Annotated in this window: 19 protein-coding genes and 1 pseudogene; 10 read left to right on the top strand and 10 right to left on the bottom strand. The window is 64.1% G+C overall.

The genetic code is table 11. The annotated features are described in order from the left end of the window. Positions 1–6: 6 nt before the first annotated feature. Genes nagA through XH80_RS31795 form a run of 4 tightly spaced genes read right to left on the bottom strand, consistent with a single transcriptional unit; the run spans position 7 to position 3,816 of the window. Positions 7–1,170 carry an N-acetylglucosamine-6-phosphate deacetylase gene (nagA, locus tag XH80_RS31810; protein ID WP_271602014.1) on the bottom strand — a complete coding sequence of 388 codons (1,164 nt, stop codon included), beginning with the start codon at positions 1,168–1,170 and terminating at the stop codon, positions 7–9. Beyond that, positions 1,170–2,195 carry an SIS domain-containing protein gene (locus XH80_RS31805; RefSeq protein WP_271602013.1) on the bottom strand — a complete coding sequence of 342 codons (1,026 nt, stop codon included), beginning with the start codon at positions 2,193–2,195 and terminating at the stop codon, positions 1,170–1,172. Before XH80_RS31805 ends, nagA begins: the two co-directional genes overlap by 1 nt. Next, on the bottom strand, positions 2,192–2,947 hold the full coding sequence (locus XH80_RS31800; RefSeq protein WP_057758636.1) for a GntR family transcriptional regulator: 756 nt from the start codon (positions 2,945–2,947) through the stop codon (positions 2,192–2,194). The genes XH80_RS31805 and XH80_RS31800 overlap by 4 nt, the downstream gene beginning before the upstream one ends. Next, positions 2,944–3,816: a BadF/BadG/BcrA/BcrD ATPase family protein gene (locus XH80_RS31795; protein WP_271602012.1), complete on the bottom strand. Its 873-nt coding sequence runs from the start codon at positions 3,814–3,816 to the stop codon at positions 2,944–2,946. Before XH80_RS31795 ends, XH80_RS31800 begins: the two co-directional genes overlap by 4 nt. 93 nt (positions 3,817–3,909) lie before the next feature. Between XH80_RS31795 and XH80_RS31790 the strand changes: the two genes are divergently transcribed. The 6 genes from XH80_RS31790 (at position 3,910) to XH80_RS31765 (ending at position 9,766) form a co-directional block, all read left to right on the top strand. Then, positions 3,910–4,854 carry an N-acetylmuramic acid 6-phosphate etherase gene (locus tag XH80_RS31790; protein WP_271602011.1) on the top strand — a complete coding sequence of 315 codons (945 nt, stop codon included), beginning with the start codon at positions 3,910–3,912 and terminating at the stop codon, positions 4,852–4,854. Position 4,855: 1 nt separating this feature from the next. Continuing rightward, positions 4,856–6,118 (top strand): ABC transporter substrate-binding protein, encoded by a 1,263-nt coding sequence (locus tag XH80_RS31785; RefSeq protein ID WP_271602010.1) that lies wholly within the window; start codon positions 4,856–4,858, stop codon positions 6,116–6,118. Positions 6,119–6,249: 131 nt separating this feature from the next. Then, positions 6,250–7,200, top strand: coding sequence for a carbohydrate ABC transporter permease (locus tag XH80_RS31780; protein ID WP_057758629.1), 951 nt, complete (start codon positions 6,250–6,252; stop codon positions 7,198–7,200). Between the two features lie 9 nt (positions 7,201–7,209). Further along, entirely contained in the window at positions 7,210–8,043 is an 834-nt protein-coding gene (locus tag XH80_RS31775; protein ID WP_057758627.1) for a carbohydrate ABC transporter permease, read from the top strand. Between the two features lie 9 nt (positions 8,044–8,052). Beyond that, positions 8,053–9,132 (top strand): ABC transporter ATP-binding protein, encoded by a 1,080-nt coding sequence (locus XH80_RS31770; RefSeq protein WP_271602009.1) that lies wholly within the window; start codon positions 8,053–8,055, stop codon positions 9,130–9,132. 55 nt (positions 9,133–9,187) lie between these two features. After that, positions 9,188–9,766 (top strand): histidine phosphatase family protein, encoded by a 579-nt coding sequence (locus XH80_RS31765; protein WP_271602008.1) that lies wholly within the window; start codon positions 9,188–9,190, stop codon positions 9,764–9,766. Between the two features lie 178 nt (positions 9,767–9,944). On the opposite strand, the gene XH80_RS31760 is transcribed toward XH80_RS31765, so the two are convergent. Next, positions 9,945–10,460 (bottom strand): YciE/YciF ferroxidase family protein, encoded by a 516-nt coding sequence (locus XH80_RS31760; RefSeq protein ID WP_057758622.1) that lies wholly within the window; start codon positions 10,458–10,460, stop codon positions 9,945–9,947. Between the two features lie 115 nt (positions 10,461–10,575). On the opposite strand from XH80_RS31760, the gene XH80_RS31755 reads away from it, so the two are divergent. Further along, positions 10,576–11,184, top strand: coding sequence for a cysteine hydrolase family protein (locus XH80_RS31755; RefSeq protein ID WP_271602007.1), 609 nt, complete (start codon positions 10,576–10,578; stop codon positions 11,182–11,184). 13 nt (positions 11,185–11,197) lie between these two features. Here XH80_RS31755 and XH80_RS31750 read toward each other — a convergent pair whose 3' ends face one another. From XH80_RS31750 to XH80_RS31740, 3 genes are read right to left on the bottom strand one after another with little or no spacing between them, the layout of a single operon-like run. After that, entirely contained in the window at positions 11,198–12,328 is a 1,131-nt protein-coding gene (locus XH80_RS31750; RefSeq protein ID WP_271602006.1) for a DUF305 domain-containing protein, read from the bottom strand. Further along, on the bottom strand, positions 12,315–12,860 hold the full coding sequence (locus tag XH80_RS31745; RefSeq protein ID WP_271602005.1) for a hypothetical protein: 546 nt from the start codon (positions 12,858–12,860) through the stop codon (positions 12,315–12,317). Before XH80_RS31745 ends, XH80_RS31750 begins: the two co-directional genes overlap by 14 nt. 10 nt (positions 12,861–12,870) lie before the next feature. Then, positions 12,871–14,046: a zinc-dependent alcohol dehydrogenase gene (locus XH80_RS31740; RefSeq protein ID WP_271602004.1), complete on the bottom strand. Its 1,176-nt coding sequence runs from the start codon at positions 14,044–14,046 to the stop codon at positions 12,871–12,873. Positions 14,047–14,223: 177 nt separating this feature from the next. Between XH80_RS31740 and XH80_RS31735 the strand changes: the two are divergent. The 3 genes and pseudogenes from XH80_RS31735 to XH80_RS31725 all read left to right on the top strand — a co-directional run bounded on the left by XH80_RS31735 (position 14,224) and on the right by XH80_RS31725 (position 16,828). After that, positions 14,224–14,727: pseudogene (locus XH80_RS31735) on the top strand (SDR family NAD(P)-dependent oxidoreductase). An 834-nt stretch (positions 14,728–15,561) separates the two neighbouring features. After that, positions 15,562–16,638: a flavodoxin family protein gene (locus tag XH80_RS31730; RefSeq protein ID WP_271602003.1), complete on the top strand. Its 1,077-nt coding sequence runs from the start codon at positions 15,562–15,564 to the stop codon at positions 16,636–16,638. A gap of 16 nt (positions 16,639–16,654) precedes the next feature. After that, the gene (locus XH80_RS31725; protein WP_271602002.1) at positions 16,655–16,828 is read left to right on the top strand and encodes a hypothetical protein; all 174 of its coding nucleotides are present in this window, start codon (positions 16,655–16,657) and stop codon (positions 16,826–16,828) included. A gap of 2 nt (positions 16,829–16,830) precedes the next feature. Here the strand turns inward: XH80_RS31725 and XH80_RS31720 are convergent, their stop codons facing one another. Next, positions 16,831–17,553: a DUF72 domain-containing protein gene (locus XH80_RS31720; RefSeq protein ID WP_271602001.1), complete on the bottom strand. Its 723-nt coding sequence runs from the start codon at positions 17,551–17,553 to the stop codon at positions 16,831–16,833. Positions 17,554–17,572: 19 nt separating this feature from the next. Then, positions 17,573–18,007 carry a VOC family protein gene (locus tag XH80_RS31715; protein WP_271602000.1) on the bottom strand — a complete coding sequence of 145 codons (435 nt, stop codon included), beginning with the start codon at positions 18,005–18,007 and terminating at the stop codon, positions 17,573–17,575. Positions 18,008–18,056: the final 49 nt, after the last annotated feature.

Here is an 18,056-nt window from a genome sequence, read left to right as displayed (position 1 = left end):
CTTCAGTCAGGTGTTGTCTGCCACCGCATCATGCTCGGAGCCGCGGGAGGAGTGGCCTTCGATCCAGGTTTCCAGCACCCGTAGCTCGTCGTCGAGATGAACGAGGCTCGCGAGATAGCCCGGTGCGATCCGGCCGAGGTCAGTCTCGCGCCGCAGAAACGTCGCCGGAACGCGCGATGCCATGGCGAGGGCATCGGCGAGCGGAAGCCTGACGACATTGACGGCATAGCGCACCGCCTCGTCCATGGTCAGAACCGAGCCGGCGAGCGTCCCGTCGTCGAGCCGCAGGCAACCGTCGACGGACGTCACGCGGCGACCCTGAAGATCGAAATGATCGGGGCCGCCGGCCGCCGGCGGCATCGCGTCGGTAATCAGCATGAAACGGTCGTGCCGCTTGGCGGCGAGCGCAACGCGCAAATTCGCCTCGTGGACGTGATGGCCATCGGCGATGAGGCCGACGAACACATCGTCGAGATCGAGCGCTGCGCCGACCATGCCCGGTTCGCGCCCCGTCGGCGGGCTCATCGCGTTGAACAAATGGGTGAACGCGCGCGCACCTGCTTCAACGGCCCTTCGCGCCTCCTCGTAGCTCGCGTCGGAATGGCCCAGCGAGACGAGCACGCCCTGCCGCGCGAGCTCGGCGATGCTCTCGGTTCCGACCCTGTTGGGCGCGAGCGTCAGCATGACCGCGCCGCAATCGGCTTTTGCAATCGTCGCGACGTCGTCGCGCCCGAGGTCGCGGATGTAGTTGAGTTCATGCGCACCCTTGCGGCGCGGATCCAGGAATGGCCCTTCCAGGTGAATGCCGAGCGTGGCAGGGGTCAGGCGCCGCGCCTCGCGCGTCGCAGCGATTGCGGCGTCCATCACCTGCGGCGCGTCCGTTACCAGCGTCGGCAACAGCCCGACGGTGCCATGATTGCGATGCGCGGCTGCGATGCGGGCGATGCCTTCGGGCGTCGGCTCCTCGTTGAACAGGACGCCGCCGCCGCCATTGACTTGAACGTCGACATAGCCGGGCGCAAGCAGGCCGCCGCCGAGATCCTGCACTGGGCCGTCAGGTCGCTCCGCGTGGGGAACGATGGCGGCAATGCGCGCGCCATCGATGACGACCACGTAGTCATCGAGAAAGTGTTCGCCGTCGAAGATGCGCGCGCCGGACAGAACGATCATCAGACGGTCTCCGTTACCTTGCGCAGATTGCGCGGGCGGTCGGGATCGCGCCCGAGCCGGAGCGCAAGCGCTTCGGCGAGCCGGTAGAAACGGTGGATCATGACGATGGGTTCCAACAGCGGCGCCCCGACCCGTGCCGTCGCGAGACGGTTCGGCTCATCATCCCCGCCAGCCTCGATTGCGATCACCGTCGCGCCGGCGTCGGCCAGCGCCGTGAGCGCCGGCAGCATGCCTTCGCGCGCCGGATCGGATGGCAGGAAGGCGATGACGGGGAAGCCCGAAGTCACAAGCTCGGCCGGACCGTGCAGCACCTCGGCCGCGGAGTAGGCCTCGGCGTGAATCGCGCACGTCTCCTTGAGCTTGAGTGCCGCTTCCGCGGCGATCGCAAGTGTCGCGCCGCGGCCGAGCACGAAAGCGCTGCGGGCATCTGCGAGACTCTCCAGCATCGTCGCGGGCGGCGGCGTTGTTTGGCTGCGGAGAACGTCCGGCAGGCCGGCGAGCGCGTCGGCGAGCTGCCGATCCTCGCGCCAGGCCGCGACGAGGCTTGCTCCCGCGACAAGACCGGCCACCATCGATTTGGTCGCGGCGACCGAGCGTTCCGCGCCGGCGCAGAGCGGCAGCAGGAATTCGGCCTCTTGCGCCAGTGGCGAAGCCACGTCGTTGACCAATGCGAGGGCCAGCGCACCGCCGCTGCGCGCGGCGCGCTGCATTTCCACGATATCGGGGCTGCGCCCCGACTGCGAGATCGCGACGGACACGCAGCCCTTGAGCCGCATCGGCGTCCGATAAAGGGTCGCAATCGAGGGGCCGATAGAGGCACACGGCACCCCAGACAGAATCTCGAGGAGGTATTTCAGATAGAGTGCGCAGCAATCCGACGAGCCACGGCCGATGGTTACGACGAGCGGCGGATCGAGGGCACGCAGGCGCGCCACGACTTCAGCAAGCCGTTCCGCATTCTCACCAAGCTGGCGCGCAGCCGCTTCACCTGCCTCGCCGATCTCCTGAAGCATCTGTGTCGTCATCGCTGCGCCTTTCGGGCCGGTGGCGACAGCGTGAGTTCGGAGACGAAATCATAGGCGTCGGCACGGTACCAGGATTTCGTGAACTCGACGCAGGCTCCGTCGGCGAGGTAGGCAATGCGCTGGATGTAGAGCGCGGGGCTGTCGGGCGCGACGCCAAGCAGTTTGGCATCGGCAGGATCGAGCAGGGTCGCACGCAAGCGCTGCAGGCCACGGGTCGGCTTGAATCCCCCCGCGGAGAGCGCCTCGTAGAGCGAGTCGCCGACCTTATCCTGTTCAGGAAGAAAGCGTATCGGCACGGCGGCGCGTTCGATTGCCATGGGCGAACCGTCGGCCAGGCGCAGGCGCCCGAGCCGGAACACGCGATCGTTCGGCCGTACGCCAAGCATCATCGCCTCTTCCGGAGTCGGCAGGAATACGCCGCGTTCGAGTTCGCGCGAGCTCGCCACCAATCCGCGCAGCCGCATGTCTTCGGTGAAGCTGGTCAGGCGCGAGGAGGGCTGTTCGACCCGCGGCGTTGCGCGATGGATGAAGGTGCCGGCGCCGTGGCGGTGAAACAGCACGCCTTCGGCGATCAGATCGGCGATCGCCTTACGCAGCGTAGTGCGCGATACTTCGAGCAGCTCGCACAATACGCGCTCGGCCGGAAGCAGCTGCGTCTCCGCAAAACGCCCGGTCTCGATCTCGCGCCGAAGCGCATCGACCACGGCACGATAGAGCTTCTGGCCCGGCGCAGTCTCGACCGTCAGGGTCATGCCGGGTCCTCCGCGAGCGTTCCGCCGGCGAGAAGGATAGCGCCGTCGACGGCGTCGCGCCGCGGCTGGGCGAGGCGCTTGGCCACATCGGGCGGCAGGAACGGGCGCAACGGCTCGCCGAAACCGCCCGCCAGCGCAATGCGCTCGGCGCCGAGCGCGTTCAGCGCGTTCGCGAGCGCCGCGATCGCGGAGGCTGCTTCCCCGACGATTTCGCGGGCGCGCATGTCTCCGGATCTTGCGACGTCAAGGATTTGCGGCGCGAAGGCGCCGTAGTCGCGCGGTCTGGCTTCCGCCGCCCAGCGGCTCATCCGCAACGGATCGTCACCAAAATGTCGACCGAGCGCCTGTGCGAGGCCGCTCCTCGGCTCCAGGCCGTCGATCGCGCGCAGCGTCGCGCGAAGCGCGGATTCGCCGAGGCGCGCGGCGGATCCGTCGTCGCCGAGCCAGAAGCCGCGTCCGCCGATGATCGTCGTTTGCGCTCCGACACGCGCGATGCCCGCCGAGCCCGTGCCCGCGATGATCAGGCCACCGTCGCCGACGCCGTTGGCTCCGACGCAGGCAGCGACCGCATCGTTGACGGCGACGATGCGCGCGAAGCCGGGCAGGGCGGCGGAGACACGCTTCGCTTCATTGTCGTCCGAAAGCCCGGCAAGGCTGAGACCGACCGCGATCTCCTGCCGCGGCGTGCCGGCACTGATCGCGGATTCGATGGTGTCGCGCACGACCTGCATCGCCTCGTCGAAGTCGAGATAGATGTTCGAAGCCGGCCCTACGGCGCGCCCGAGCTCGAGGCCGGACGAGTCCCGCAGTCTCGCGCGGCAACGGGTGGCGCCGCCGTCTACTCCGAGAAAGAACCGGGCTGTCTCCAAGGGGCCTCCTAAAAAAATTCTTAACGCCTCTAGACAAGTGGTATGTCACGTGTCTAAAACGAATACAAGAGGTATCTACCATTGGTATTCACGATGTCGGTACTGCCGAACTTGGACACGGGCGGAGAGAGGTGCGGCGACACCATCGATGTCGTGACCTCAGATGAGGCGATGTTTGCCGACGCGATGCTGGCCTCCTACCGCCGCGCGATTGCTTCGGTCGCTTCTGTCTCCGGTGACATCCGCACGGCGGCGCTTCTGCTCGCCGCCATTTGGCGAGCGGGTGGACGTCTGGTCTATGCCGGCGCGGGGTCGTCGGGCCTTGCGGCGGCCGAAGATGCCGCCGAGCTTCCCGGGACGTTCGGTCTTGATCAGAACCGGATCGCCATTGTCCTGCCCGGCGGGACCGCCGAGCCATTTCGCATCGACGGCGCGGCCGAGGACGATGCTGCAGCCGGTGAGCGTTCGATAGCAGAGCTTGGCGATCTCTCCCGCGACGCCGTGATCGCCGTATCGGCGAGCGGCTCGACGCCGTTCACTGTGGCCGCGGCCGCAGAGGCGCGTCGCCGCGGCGCCTTCGTGATTGGCGTCGCGCACCGTCCGGTCTCGCCATTGCTTGTTGTCGCCGACGCCTCGATCCTGCTCGAAAGCGGGGAGGAGGCGCTGCGCGGGTCGACACGGCTCGCGGCCGGAGCCGCGCAGAAGGCCGCGCTCGGCATGCTCTCATCCTTGATGGGACTTGAGCTCGGTCACATTCATCAAGGGCTGATGGTCAATCTGAAGGCGGATAACGCGAAGTTGCGCGAGCGGGCGCGCGGGATCGTCGCCGCGATCGCTGACGTCAGCGATGCCCAGGCGGCAGCGGCGTTGCGTGAGGCCGGCGGCGACGTCAAGCCGGCGGTGTTGATTGCCTGCGGCATCCCCAGCATGAGCGAAGCCGTCAACTGGCTCGCTGTTGCGGGAGGCCGAATCGACGACGCCTTGCGCCGCGCAAGGATCCACGGAAGCAAGGGCGAAGGCCCGAACAAGGGAGCGTAGCATGAGACGGACATTCAAGGCCGGATTGGGAGCTGAGGTTGCCGCGTTGGCGTTGCTCGCGGGGCTGGCATCGGCCGAGGCGGGCTCGTTGAAGATCGAGAGCTGGCGCAATGACGACGCCGACATCTGGAACTCCAAGATCATTCCCGCCTTCAACAAGCACTATCCCGACATCAAGGTCGAATTCGCGCCCTCGGCGCCCAAGGAATACAACGCCGCCCTCAACGCGCGGCTCGATGGCGGCACCGCCGGCGACCTCATCACCTGCCGTCCGTTCGACGCCTCGCTCGCGCTCTACCAGAAGCATCAGCTCGATGCCGTCGACGGCATCAAGGGCATGGACAATTTCTCCGACGTCGCAAAGGCTGCGTGGCAGACCGACGACGGCAAGACCACATTCTGTGTTCCGATCGCCTCCGTCATCGCCGGATTCATCTACAACAAGGAGGCCTTCGCCAAGCTCGGCGTGACCGAGCCGAAGACGCTCGACGAATTCCACGCCGTGCTCGAGAAGTTCAAGAAGGACGGGACCTATGTCCCGCTGGTGATGGGCACGGCCGACCAGTGGGAGGCCGCGACCATGGGCTTCCAGAACATCGGTCCCGACTATTGGAAAGGCGAGACGGGCAGGGCCAATCTGATCGCCGGCAAGGAGAAGCTCACCGATCCGCAATACGTCGCGGCCTTCAAAGAGATCGCAGGCTGGGCGCCCTATCTCGGATCGGGCTTCCAGGCGCAGACCTACGCCGACAGTCAGAACCTGTTCTCGCTCGGCAAGGGCGCGATCTATGCGGCCGGCTCGTGGGACATCTCGACATTCCGCGGCCAGGCGAAATTCGCCATGGGTGCATTCCCGCCGCCGCAGCCGGCCGGCACGACGGATTGCTATATCTCCGATCACACCGACATCGCGATGGGCATCAACGCAGCCTCGAAGAACAAGGAGGATGCCAAGAAATTCCTGGAATGGCTGACGACGCCGGAATTCGCAACGATCTACGCCAACGCGCTTCCCGGCTTCTTCCCCCTCGGCAAGACTCCGGTGAAGGTCGAGGACGACGTCGCTGCGACGATGGTCGGATGGCGCCAGACCTGCAAGTCGACGATCCGCAATTCGTATCAGATCCTGTCGCGCGGTACGCCGAATCTCGAAAACGAGCTCTGGAACGTGTCCGCGCAGGTGGTCAACGGCAAGCTGACGCCCGAAGCTGCCGGCAAGCAGCTCCAGGATGGTCTCGACAAGTGGTACAAGCCCGCCAAGTGATATGAGGTCTCCCTCTCTCCGCTCTCGCGGGGAGAGGGGCTGTTCTTGGTCGATAGTTGCTGCACGCTCTGCCAGGAGAAGGCACGAGCACACAGCGCGATAACGCATGGTAGGTTTGTTCATTTACCGTCATGGCTGAACCGGTCTCGCACGTCACGGCCCAGATGCCTCGCGCAAAGCTCGCGGGCCTTCTGTTGTTCTTTCTCGGGCCTGCGGTCGTGATTTATACCCTGTTTTCGATCTATCCGCTCGTCGCGACGATGGCGCTCTCCACCTACACCAGCGATCCGTCCGGATCCCGGTCTTTCGTCGGCCTCGCCAACTTCCGAACGCTGCTCGGCGATGCGCTCTGGTCGAAGCCATTCTGGAATGCGCTCGGCAACAACCTGATCTTCTTCATCGTGCATATGTGCGTGCAGAATCCGGTCGGTATTGCGCTCGCGGGATTGCTCAGCCTGCCGGGTGTGAGACTCAAGGGCTTTTATCGCACCGTGATGTTTCTCCCGACGATGCTGTCGGTCGTCATTGTCGGCTTCTCCTGGAATTTGATCCTTTCGCCGCTCTGGGGCGTCGCCTCCGGCGCCCTGAAGGCGGTCGGACTGGGCTCGCTCTTTGCTCCCTGGCTGGGGCTCGAATCGAGCGCGCTCGTCACCCTGTCGCTGATTTCAGTCTGGCAGTTCGTCGGCATCCCGATGATGTTGATCTACGCCGCGCTGCTCAACATCCCCGAAGAGTTGATCGACGCGGCACGCGTCGACGGGCTTGGACAGTTCCGAATCTTCTTTCACATCAAGCTGCCGCTGGTGCTGCCGACGATCAGCCTGGTCTCGGTCCTGACCTTCGTCGCCAATTTCAACGCCTTCGATCTGATCTACTCGGTCAAGGGCGCGCTTGCGGGACCGAATTTCGCCACCGACATCCTCGGCACGTTTTTCTACCGCACTTTCTTCGGCAATCAGCTCCAGCTCGGCAATCCGACGATGGGCGCCGCGGTTGCGACCGTGATGTTCTTCATCATCCTTCTCGGTCTCTGCCTCTATCTCTTCCTCGTGCAGCGGCGCATCCGCCGTTACGCTTTCTGAGGGGGAGGCATGACGACGGATCAGCGCGCAAGGAGCATCGGTGTCCATCTGGTCCTGATTGCCTACAGCCTCCTGGCCGTGGGTCCGATCCTGCTTGTCGTGATGAATTCGTTCAAGGTGCGCAGCGCCATCTTCGGCAGCCCGCTGGCGCCGCCGGACGCATCAACCTTCAGCCTGATCGGCTATGAGAAGGTGTTCCGCTCCTCCCATATTCTCCTGTACTATTCGAATTCGCTGATCGTCACTCTCGTCAGCATGGCGCTGGTCCTGCTGTTCGGGGCCATGGCGGCCTGGGCGCTGACCGAGTATCGCTTCCGTGGTTCGACGGCGCTGGCGCTGTTCCTGTCGATCGGCATCATGGTGCCGATCCGGCTCGGCTCCGTCGCAATCCTGAACATGATGCGGTCCGCCGGGCTCAACGACACGCTGACGGCTCTGGTCCTGGTCTATGTCGCGCAGGGCCTGCCGATGTCGATCTTCATCTTGAGCGAGTTCATCCAGCAGATCCCGAAGGATTTGCGCGATGCGGCGCGCTGCGACGGCGTGCCGGAAACCCGCATCTTCTTCGAGGTGGTCGCCCCGCTGCTGCGGCCGGCCATCGCCACGGTCGCTGTCTTCACCATCGTGCCGATCTGGAACGACCTGTGGTTTCCGTTGATTCTGACCTCGAGCGATTCGACCCATACGGTGACGCTCGGCGTGCAGCAGTTTCTCGGCCAGTACATCACCGACTGGAATTCCGTGCTCGCCGCACTGTCGATGGCGATCCTGCCTGTCGTCATCATCTACGTCATCCTCTCGCGCCAACTCATCGCGGGCCTCACCTCCGGCGCAGTCAAATAGGTTGTCAGAATGGCCAATCTGCGCATCGAGCAACTCAACAAGCGTTATGGCGCGACGACGGTGCTCAACGACGTCAATTTGAGCATCGAGGACGGCGAATTCGTCGTTCTCGTCGGTCCTTCAGGTTGCGGCAAGTCGACGCTGCTGCGGATGATTGCCGGGCTCGATGGTGCATCGGGCGGCGACATCCATATCGCCGGCAAGCTCGTCAACACGCTCGCTCCCGCCGAGCGCGGCATCGCGATGGTGTTCCAGTCCTACGCACTCTATCCGCACATGAATGTGCGCAAGAACATGACGTTCGGCTTGAAGTTCACCGGCGTTCCGCCGTCCGAACGCGAGCGGCGCGTCGCAGAGGCGGCGCGCATGCTGCGGCTCGAGGAGCTGCTCGAGCGCTATCCGCGCGATCTGTCCGGAGGTCAGCGTCAGCGTGTCGCGATCGGCCGTGCGATCGTGCGCGAGCCCGCTGTTTTCCTGTTCGACGAGCCGCTCTCCAATCTCGACGCAGCCCTGCGTGTCTCCACCCGTGTCGAGATCGCGAATTTGCACAGGCTGCTGAAATCGACGATCGTCTATGTCACGCACGATCAGGTCGAGGCGATGACGCTTGCCGACCGCATCGTCGTGATGAACAAGGGTTGCATCGAGCAGGTCGGCAAACCACTCGACCTCTATTATGAACCCGCCAATCTGTTCGTTGCCGGCTTCATCGGCTCGCCTGCGATGAACTTCTTCGAGGTTGAGGTCAAGGGCATCGAGGGCGGACGCGCGCGCGTGACGGGTGCCGCGTTTCGCGACCTCGACATTCCTGCGGCATCGCTGAAGGTCGGCGACAGGCTGACGGTCGGCGTCCGCCCGGAGCATCTTGTCCGGGGCGAGGCCGGTGCTTTCGTCGCCGAAGGCGTCGTCGAACTGGTCGAGCGGCTTGGCGAGGCCTCCTTCGCCTATCTGCGCCGCGCCGACGGCAGGATGTTCGTTGCGGAGGTCCGCGGTCGGCAGACGCCGGCGCCGGGCGAGACGGTGACACTCGTTGCCGCGGGTCCCGATGTTCACGTCTTCGATGCTTCTGGCCTGCGTGTTGCGACGTAGGCACTTTGGAGGCGATGCGATGCCGACTGCAAGCAAGTAAGGCGATCGTTCAGCCATGACGAATGTCGTCCGCTATTTGACCCATCCTCAGGTGACGATCGATCCGTCAATTCCGGTTCCGGAATGGGGCCTGAGCCAGATTGGCAGAGCGCGTACGGAAACCGTGACGGCCACGGGGCAGCTGTCGGGAACCAGGGAGGTCATCTCCAGCGGAGAGCGGAAGGCGATCGAGACCGCTGAGATCATCGCTGCAAAGCTGGGTATCGGCGTGGAGGTGCGCGAGGCGATGCACGAGAACGACCGATCGGCCACGGGCTTCCTCGTCCCCGACGAGTTCGAGGCGACGGCCAATCAGTTCTTCGGGCAACCCCACGTCAGCATTCGGGGCTGGGAACGCGCGGTTGACGCCCAGCTGCGCATTGTCGGCGAGGTCGAGCATGTGCTGGCCCGCGGCACGCCCGGCGACGTGCTCTTTGTCGGCCATGGTGGCGTCGGCACTCTCTTGTATTGCCATTACGCCGGTTTGGCGATTGATCGCGTCCACGACCAGCTCGCCGGAGGCGGCTGCTTCTTCGCATTCACCTCGCAGGAGCGGCGCGTTCTGCACGGCTGGCGGCGCCTCGAAGAGCTGTGACATCGCTTCCAGTCATGCATTCCGCTCGATGAGCCGAACGCTGGCCTGCACCGGCCGACGTCGAGAAGCCGATCGTTCAGCGCGACGACTGGTGGAGGGCAGGTGGTCGCGATCGCAACGCCGAGGGAGATCGCCCGCCACGCAACCAGTCTTACGGCACCTGGTCTGGCGCGGGCTATCAAGCGGCACTCGATGCCTTCGCGTTCACGCCCTTGCGCAGCGCCACCGTATTGAGCTTGGTGTTTGCGGCCTTTTCCTCGTTCAAATTGGTGGTCAGGAAGCGCACGATCTCGTCGTGGCCGAGCTCTTCCGCCCAGGCGATCAGCGTGCCGTATCGGCACATTTCGTAATGTTCGACGGCCTGCGCGTTGGCGACGATCGCCGCATCGAGAACCGCCTTGTCCTCGATCTCGCCGGCGGTCTCGTCGGCTTCCTTGATGAGGCCGTCGATGGCCGGGCAGTCGGTGCCGCTCGGCTGCTTGCCGAGCTTGGCAAAGACCTTGTCGAGCCGCTCGACCTGCTTGTTGGTCTCCTCCAGATGCGCCTTCAGCCCCGCAACGAGGTCGCGGTTGGTGGCCTTGTCGATCATCTTGGGAAGCGCTTTCAGAATCTGTTGCTCGGCATAATAGATGTCCTGGAGGCCGTGCATCAGCAGATCCTCCATCGACTTAATGTCCTTGGTAAAGAGGCCCATATCCGATGTCTCCTTTTACAATGTGGCTTTGGAACGCCTCGCGCCCGGGCAGGTTCCTAGTACGGATGCGCGAAACGCCGGCCAGAATGTCGCGGGATGCCGACGGTGGAGGACGATGCGAGACAGCCAATCGGAGGTCGCCGAAGTCAGGGATGCAGCCCATCTCTGCATCGACATGCAGAATATCTTCGCCCCGGGCGGCCTGTGGGCAACGCCCTGGATGGAGCGGGTTCTGCCGACGATCGTCTCGATCGTGTCGCGCTACCAGGCCCGCACCATCTTTACACGCTTCATCACGCCGAAGGTGCCGGAGGATCGTCCAGGGCAGTGGCAGAATTATTTTCGGCGCTGGCACCAGGCAACGCGAAACCACCTTCCGTCATCCGCTCTCGACCTCGTGCCGGCGTTGGCCCGCTACGTTCCTCCGGTTCGCATCATCGACAAACCGGCCTATTCCGCCTTCAGCAATCCGGCCCTGGCAAGTCTGCTGGTCGAAAAGGGCGTCGGGACCGTCGTCATCACCGGCGCGGAGACCGATGTCTGCGTGTTGTCGACGGTTCTGAGCGCCGTCGACATTGGTTTCAGGGTCGTCCTCGTGGAGGACGCGTTGTGCAGCTCGTCGGATGTCGGCCACGATGCGCTCATGACGATGTACCGCACACGGTTTCACGGCCAGGTCGATCTGTTGACCAGCGAGGAACTGATGGAGCTCTGGCGCGAGTGATGACGCCTCGCGATCAATTGACATTGTCTCCCAGCATGTTCCGCGTCGCCGTGACGACCGCGTCAAGACCGCTCATTCCCTGCATCAACGCGATCTCGCCCTGCTGCTCGTGGCGGATGGCATGGGCCATCACGCGCAGGCGCGGATCGCCACCGCTGTGCCACATCTGCTCCGCCATCTTCACCGCTCCGCGGTGATGCCGGCTCATCATCTCGACGAAAACAGCATCGAACTGATCAGGCGGAGCAAGCTTGACCAGCCGCAACTCGACCGGCGTCAGGAAGCCGGGCATGGCGGCGCGCTCCTCGGCGGTGCAATCGGGGATATCCGTATCGAACCAGCTCAGCCACCAATGCGCGAAAATCCTGATCTCGCCGGTCTGGCTCGCGACCATCAGCATGGCCAGCTTGCGCAGATGCCGATCGCGGGCATGGGCGGCGGCGAACCGAGCCAGCCCGACGCCCTGCTCATGATGCGTCGTCATGTGTCGGAGATAGGTCTGGTCCACCTCCCTGTCATGTCCCCGCCATGGGATCTCGTAGCCACCGCTGCCGAGCAGGGCGATAGTCCCCAATAGTACGATGGCCGACACGGCGCCCGCGCCCCATGCATTGGTGAAGGTGACGACCTGCGCCGGTGCCTGGCCCCGGCGCCAGCGCAACCTGGCGAACAGCGGATACATCACGGCCGAAGAGCCATGAACGAGCAGGCCGATCCAGTAGGGTTGCTGAAGGCTGAAGAGCGGCTGCCAGAACGGAAACAGCGGCACCAGCACGAACCATTCCATGCTCGAAGAGAACACCGCCCAGGGCAAGGCCAGCAGCAGGATTGTCCGGGGTCGCAGGTTCGCGGTCCAGCGCCCGAGCACGCCAAAGAAGACCACCGCCCACGAGAAGTCGGCCCATTGATGGAAGGCGATGCCGGTGACGATCGCGCTCCAGCTCGGCTCGGCGCTGATCGCCCAGTCGCGCGCCGGAATGGCCGCAACGGTCATCCAGTCGACGGCTGCGTCGCGTCCGATGCGGGCGGCGAAGAGCTGGCTGACGATGGTCGAGAAGCTGCTGCTGATCAGGCCGAGCTCGATCGCGGCGAACCAGCGCGATCGGAGGCGCCGCCCTGTGCCAGGCTCGTCAGGAAGTGACACCGGCCGTTGCGTGCTGGATCATGTCCTTCGCACGATCCTTCGCCGCCTTCACTCCTTTCGGGAAGCCGCTGCGGCCGGGATAGAGCTTGCGTTTTGCATCGCGCGGCGGTCGCCGCGGCTTGGTATCCTGTGCAGCGCGATAGTCGAGCATGGCGATGCCGCCGACCATCAGCAACGCCAGCGCGATGTTGCCCTTCTTGGGATTGTCGGATGTCAGGCCGGAGAGCAATGCGGCTGCATCGAGGCCGTCGCCGCCGACGCGGGCCCAGAGGCCGGCATTCTTCTCGACGGACAGCGACATGATCCCAGCTATGATCTCGCGGACGCCGAAGGCGCGAACCATGGTCTCGCTGCCCTCCATGCCCAGCGTTTCCGTGACCCGCCGCGGCGCCAGCAGCTCAACGACACCGAGGCCGAGGCTGAACCAGCCGAGCGCGCGTGCCAGCTGGTCTTGCGGCCGCTTCAGGCTGGGTCCGCTCTCGACGATCTCAGGATCACCCTTGGAGCGCACGATATTGGAGAAATGAAACATGATGGCTCCTTCAGGGCTTCAGCACGACCTTGACGCAGGAATCCCGCTTGTCTCGGAACACCTGATACATCTCGGGACCTTGGTTGAGCGGCACGGTGTGGGTGATGACGAAGGACGGATCGATCTCGCCCTCCTCGATGCGACGGAGCAAATCGTCGGTCCAGCGGTTGACGTGGGTCTGGCCGGTCCGCATCGTCAGTCCCTTGTTCATGAACGCGCCCATCGGCAGCATGTCGGAGAAACCGCTGTAGACGCCGGGCACCGAGATGATGCCGCCGGGCCGGCAGACATAGATCATTTCACGCAACACGTGAGGCCGGTCGCTCTCCAGCATCACCATCTGCTTGGCGCGATCGAGCACGGTGTCGGGCAGGGAGGCCATCACATGCGCTTCCATGCCGACGCAATCGATGCATTTTTCCGGACCCTTGCCGTCGGTGAGTTCCTTCAGCCGCGCCAGCACGCTCTCGGTCTCGAAATTGATCGTAGTGGCGCCGGCGGCCTCGGCCATGCTCAGCCGCTCCGGCAGGCAGTCGATCGCAATGACCTGATTGGCGCCGAGCAGCATCGCGCTCCGGATGGCCATCTGGCCGACGGGCCCGCAGCCCCAGATCGCGACCGTGTCGGTCGGCACGATGTCGCATTGCACGGCGGCCTGCCAGCCGGTCGGGAAGATATCGCTCAGAAACAGCAGCTGCTCATCGGGGATGCCGCCGGGAACCTTGATGTGAGTGGCGTCGGCGAAGGGAACGCGCAGATACTCGGCCTGGCCACCAGGATAACCGCCGGTCAGATGCGTGTAGCCGAACAGGCCGGCGGTCGCATGTCCGAACGCCTTGTCGGCGAGATGGCGCTTGCGATTGGTGGTCTCGCACACCGAGAAATTGCCGCGCTTGCACTGCTCGCATTCGCCGCAGATGATCGTGAAGGGGACGACGATGCGATCGCCCTTCTTCAGCTTGCCGTCGACGCCGGAGCCGACCTCGACCACTTCGCCCATGGTCTCATGGCCCATGATGTCGCCCGGCATCATCCCGGGGATATAGTTGTGAAAGAGGTGGAGATCGGAGCCGCAGATCGCGCAGCTGGTGACCTTGATGATCGCATCGCGCGGATCCTGGATTTCAGGGTCGGTGACCGTGTCGCACCTGATGTCCTCCTTGCCGTGCCAAACCAGCGCCTTCATGTCCGTGCTCCGCCTGAATCGTGCCCCGCCTGAACTACGAGGCATCTAAGTCCAGGATGGAACGATGGTTGCTATCGGACGCGCAAATTCTGTAACCGGCTGGCTTGCGTGCCGATGGGAACGCGGAGGTGGTGGAGCGATTGGGCGTCATCACCTTAACCTCAGGGACATCTGCCCATGCCCGCCAACCAACTCGCCGTCGTCACCGGCGCCTCCACCGGTATCGGCCTGGAACTCGCCAAATGCTGTGCTGAAGACAGCTTCGACCTCGTCATTGCCGCGAACGAGCCGGCTATCCAGCAGGCCGCCACCGAACTCCGCAACAGCGGTGCCAGCGTGGAAGCGGTCGAGGCCGATCTCGCCACGACGGAAGGCGTCGACAGGCTCTGCGCCGCGAGACCGAATTCTTCCGCCGCGCCGACATGATGGATACCAGGGTCGGCACCGGAGAAGGACGACGCACATGAGGTCGCGAGAGCAGGCTTCGAGGCGACGCTGCGCGGCGAGTCCGATATCGTCACCGGCATGAAGAACAGGCTTCAGACGACGGTTGCAAATGTCACGCCGAACGAAATGCTGGCGCGGCAGCATCGCAAGATGGCCGAGCCAGCACGGCAAAGCAGTAGGAGGGCTGTGTTGGCGCGTGCGGCGGGAAGGCTGCACGCGCCGGGAACAGGTTAGATGTCAGCGCGTACCGATGCGTTGATGTCGTGGGCAGAAACCGGAAAAATGCGCCACGTCCATCGTTCCCTGTTGTGTCCGGTTGTCACCCGGCGGTGCCGGGGTTAACGCCATCGGGCGGCTTTGGTTCAATGTGTCGGGCTACAAGACCTTGCGTTACCCGACAGGCAAAACACGCCAGGCGTAGGGCAACGCCTATGGTCAAAAATATTCCACTTTACCGAAATTCGGAAACGGCGTATATGTCGAGGCAACCCGGCCCACGGAAGAGGGGCGTATCGCGATCGTCACGACGCGGGCCGGACGGCGGTGGGCGTGGGCCACATCGGCGCGATCGGGCTTTGCAGGGCGGGCAACCGTGAGCGAAGGCATCGCGCAAACGACCGGTGTGGTCCGCGTACGGCAAAATCGTGTGGTCCTGGCGCCCGGAGCCTGTGCGCCAAGGCTCGTGGTGATGTGCGATGTCCAACCGGACGTGCACATCAGTCATCTGCGAGACGACGGGGGCAATAGTGCATCGCTCCCCGGGGAGATCACGACATAAGCCGTCAAACCACTGCGCAGGGAAGGCCGGATGTTTCGGCTTCACCTGTATGCCGCTGTGCAGCCTCTTGTAGCGCAGACTATCGCACAGTGGACCGCGGGTGCCGGTCGGACACCCGGTCTTCCCTGCGCCCTCTTTCATCGGGGGGACGTTGCAGAGCAAAGCTCGGGCGCGCTGCGCCGCGAGAACGCGAACGCGAGTCCTGAGTGTGGGGTGGATTGGCGAAGGTAGGAACCGCATGGGGGCCTCTCGGGTTGGGTCCATCACACCCATCTTCGCGAGGAGCTAGCATGGCGGAACCGGACGTTCGCAAGGGGATGCCGCCCGTCAAGCTGTCGCGTGAGGAATTCGAAAGCCGTTACAGGAGCCGGTTCGTCGATCCTGTCTTTGCTTCGCTTGAGCGGGAGCTCGATGCGATCGTCGGCGCTGCCTGGGATGCTTACAGCCATTCGCGCAAGGCGCCGGTGACTCGTAAGGCTGGCCCTGGCTTTGCTGATGCCGATTATGATCTCGCCGTCGACTGGCTGGCCACGCGTGACGCGATCCTGAAGGCGCAGCGCCGACACGACGACGCCAGCGTCGTGCCGCGCATCCTCGTCATCAACGGCTCGGCGCGCAGCGAGCATACCTGTCCCGGCGAAATGTCAAAGACCTGGCGCATGGTCAAGCTCGCGGAGCCTGTCTTTATCGAGATGGGCTTTGCCGTCGACATCCTGGATCTGTCCCGTCTGACATCGGAGTTCGGCAAGACCATTCATCCCTGCAAGTCCTGCGTCTCCACCGCGATGCCGCTGTGCCACTGGCCCTGCAGCTGCTATCCCAATTATTCGCTGGGTCAGACCGACGACTGGATGAACGAGATCTATCCGCTCTGGGTCGCCGCCCACGGCATCCTGATCGTGACGCCGGTGAACTGGTATCACGTGCCGGGCGGCCTCAAGGCGATGATGGATCGCTTGGTCTGCGCGGACGGCGGCAACCCTGACCCGACATCGACACACGGCAAGAAGGCCGTCGAAGCCAAGGCCATCGAGCTGAAGGGCTGGTCGTACCCGCGCCATCTCGCGGGCCGGCATTTCGGGCTGGTCGTTCACGGCGACAGCGTCGGTGCCGAGGGCGTGCGCCGAACACTATCGGATTGGCTGACCGACATGCACCTGATCTCCGCGGGCCGCTTCGGGGAGCTCGACGGCTATGTTGGCTACATGGAGCAATATGCCACCTCGCATCACGAGTTGGATGAAGACCACGCGTTCCAGCAGGAGGTTTTGAATGCGGCACGTGCGCTCGGCAATGCTGTCCGGCTTGCGCGGAGCGGGCAGCTCCAGGAGCCCGGCTTCGGCCTCGAAGACCCGAACCCCAAATGACGCAGGGAGAGCACAAATGCTCGAAGAGAAGCTCAAGGAATCCATCGTCGGCGAACTCAAGCGTCAGGCGGCCAACCGGCCGCAAGCGCTGAGGGTCGAAGGTTCCTCGGAGGAATTGGTCGTCAACGGAAAGATCGACCTTGCCGAGCTTGTCATGGTGATCGCAGGCTCTGTTGCCGGTGGTCCCTGACGCTAGAGCAGCGCTTTCAGCTTCTGCGCGTCGGCGGGCGCGGCGCTCTTCTGGTCATTGTCGAAATAGACGTAGACATCGCAGCCTTGCCGCTTCCAGGATTTGATGCGGCGCGCCCATTGCGCCAGCATCGGTCCGGTATAGTGGCCGTGATAGCGTCCGCTCGGGCCGTGGCCGCGCACATAGACGAAATCTGCCGTGCGCTTCCAGGGTGCGGGCGCATCGTGGTGGTCCGACAGGCAGAGCGACATGTTTTCGTCAGCCAGCATTCGCAGGATGCGGGGCTGATACCAGCTCGGGTGGCGAAATTCGAAGCTGTAGCGGCGTTTCCGCGACAACAGCTTGAAGAAGGAGCCGAGCCTGTCGGCGTTCGCTTCGAACTGCGGTGGCAGTTGAAAGAGAATTGGCCCCGCCTTGCCGCGCAGCAATGACATGCGGTCTTCCAGCAGCTCCAGGCTGTTTTGCGAGCGATCGGTCAGGCGCTTCCAATGCGTGATGAATTTGGACGCCTTCCAGGCGAAGACGAAGTCACGGCCGGTCTGTTCGCGCCAGGCTTCGACCGCCTCGGGTGTCGGCGTTCGGTAGAATACGCCATTCAGCTCCGTGGTCGCGAACTGGCTGGCGTAATAACGCAACTGCTGCTTCAGCGGCAGGCCGTCCGGAAAGAACGGACCCCGCCAGGACTCGTAGTGCCAGCCGGACGTGCCAACCAAAACCTGCGCCATCGCGCTGCCTTATCATTTGTTAGGGAGCGGCACCCGTTTTCGGCACATCTGTCGAGGTCGCCAACAAATCGAAGCTCTCCCTGGCGGCATAGGTGACAGCCTCGATCTTGTTGCCGTCGGGATCACGGACGAATGCGCCGAAATAATTCGCGTTGTAGTTCGCCCGTATTCCGGGTGCGCCTGCGTCGCCTCCGCCCTGCGCGAGGGCGACCTGATGGAAGCGCCTGACGGTGTCCCGGTCGGGCGCTTGAAAGGCGATGTGCACCCCATTGCCTGCAGATGCCGGCTGGCCGTCGATCGGCGTTTCGAGGCTGAAGGCGATGTCGGAGGCGCCATAGTGAACTGCCGTCGGCGAGACCTTGATGAGGCGAAAGCCGATCAGCCGCATGAGCGGGTCGTAAAATGCCTTCGCGCGGCCAACGTCATTTGTGCCGACCGAGACGTGATGGATCATCTGCGGCTCTCTTTCACGGACGAGGAGTTCCCCGACGCTCACGCAGTCG

The sequence above is a fragment of the Bradyrhizobium sp. CCBAU 45384 genome, from assembly GCF_028128665.1.
Classification (GTDB): domain Bacteria; phylum Pseudomonadota; class Alphaproteobacteria; order Rhizobiales; family Xanthobacteraceae; genus Bradyrhizobium; species Bradyrhizobium manausense.
Note: the sequence above shows the minus strand (reverse complement) of the source record. Positions and strands in the feature narration are given on the sequence as shown.

Excerpts from the sequence above, each read along its gene's own strand:
- nagA (WP_271602014.1), bottom strand. The coding sequence starts at position 1,170 with ATGATCGTTCTGTCCGGCGCGCGCATCTTCGACGGCGAACACTTTCTC.
- XH80_RS31805 (WP_271602013.1), bottom strand. The coding sequence starts at position 2,195 with ATGACGACACAGATGCTTCAGGAGATCGGCGAGGCAGGTGAAGCGGCT.
- XH80_RS31800 (WP_057758636.1), bottom strand. The coding sequence starts at position 2,947 with ATGACCCTGACGGTCGAGACTGCGCCGGGCCAGAAGCTCTATCGTGCC.
- XH80_RS31790 (WP_271602011.1), top strand. The coding sequence starts at position 3,910 with ATGTCGGTACTGCCGAACTTGGACACGGGCGGAGAGAGGTGCGGCGAC.
- XH80_RS31785 (WP_271602010.1), top strand. The coding sequence starts at position 4,856 with ATGAGACGGACATTCAAGGCCGGATTGGGAGCTGAGGTTGCCGCGTTG.
- XH80_RS31780 (WP_057758629.1), top strand. The coding sequence starts at position 6,250 with ATGGCTGAACCGGTCTCGCACGTCACGGCCCAGATGCCTCGCGCAAAG.
- XH80_RS31775 (WP_057758627.1), top strand. The coding sequence starts at position 7,210 with ATGACGACGGATCAGCGCGCAAGGAGCATCGGTGTCCATCTGGTCCTG.
- XH80_RS31770 (WP_271602009.1), top strand. The coding sequence starts at position 8,053 with ATGGCCAATCTGCGCATCGAGCAACTCAACAAGCGTTATGGCGCGACG.
- XH80_RS31765 (WP_271602008.1), top strand. The coding sequence starts at position 9,188 with ATGACGAATGTCGTCCGCTATTTGACCCATCCTCAGGTGACGATCGAT.
- XH80_RS31760 (WP_057758622.1), bottom strand. The coding sequence starts at position 10,460 with ATGGGCCTCTTTACCAAGGACATTAAGTCGATGGAGGATCTGCTGATG.
- XH80_RS31755 (WP_271602007.1), top strand. The coding sequence starts at position 10,576 with ATGCGAGACAGCCAATCGGAGGTCGCCGAAGTCAGGGATGCAGCCCAT.
- XH80_RS31745 (WP_271602005.1), bottom strand. The coding sequence starts at position 12,860 with ATGTTTCATTTCTCCAATATCGTGCGCTCCAAGGGTGATCCTGAGATC.
- XH80_RS31740 (WP_271602004.1), bottom strand. The coding sequence starts at position 14,046 with ATGAAGGCGCTGGTTTGGCACGGCAAGGAGGACATCAGGTGCGACACG.
- XH80_RS31730 (WP_271602003.1), top strand. The coding sequence starts at position 15,562 with ATGGCGGAACCGGACGTTCGCAAGGGGATGCCGCCCGTCAAGCTGTCG.
- XH80_RS31725 (WP_271602002.1), top strand. The coding sequence starts at position 16,655 with ATGCTCGAAGAGAAGCTCAAGGAATCCATCGTCGGCGAACTCAAGCGT.
- XH80_RS31720 (WP_271602001.1), bottom strand. The coding sequence starts at position 17,553 with ATGGCGCAGGTTTTGGTTGGCACGTCCGGCTGGCACTACGAGTCCTGG.
- XH80_RS31715 (WP_271602000.1), bottom strand. The coding sequence starts at position 18,007 with ATGATCCATCACGTCTCGGTCGGCACAAATGACGTTGGCCGCGCGAAG.